Here is a 400-nt window from a genome sequence, read left to right as displayed (position 1 = left end):
TCCTATCCGTTCAATGGGGCGGGTAGTCTTGATGTCGCCATTTTTCCGGATATAAAAGTGGTAGCCGATCCCGTTAAATCCCCGCCGGCGGTGGCACACTTCAAGGTCTGTTTCCGTGAAATCCCTGTCCGCCCTAGAGGCGGAACAGTGGATCACAATCAGGTCAATCTTCCTCATCGACCTGCCCTTTCATTCGTTTTCCTTTTCTCTTCCTACGGAAGAAAAACAGGATTTCCAATGCAATCTCCAAAATCTTGTCAATCATAACTTTTCATTTTTACAGGTTATTCATTTACAGGTATCACGCATTAATGATGCTGATGTACTTACCGGACTAAACGGTAGGATCAGGAGCTTCCTCTTCCCCTCCATCGCCACCGGAACCGGAACCGCCACCGGA

General features: G+C 48.0%; 1 pseudogene. It reads right to left on the bottom strand.

What is annotated here, in order from left to right:
* Positions 1-177, bottom strand: a pseudogene (locus tag DW640_RS24085) (N-acetylmuramoyl-L-alanine amidase); the annotation flags it as partial.
* Positions 178-400 lie beyond the last annotated feature (223 nt).

The organism is Bacteroides sp. AM23-12 (genome assembly GCF_003434395.1).
Classification (GTDB): Bacteria; Bacteroidota; Bacteroidia; order Bacteroidales; family Bacteroidaceae; genus Bacteroides; species Bacteroides thetaiotaomicron.
This window is presented reverse-complemented; position numbering and strand designations above follow the sequence as displayed.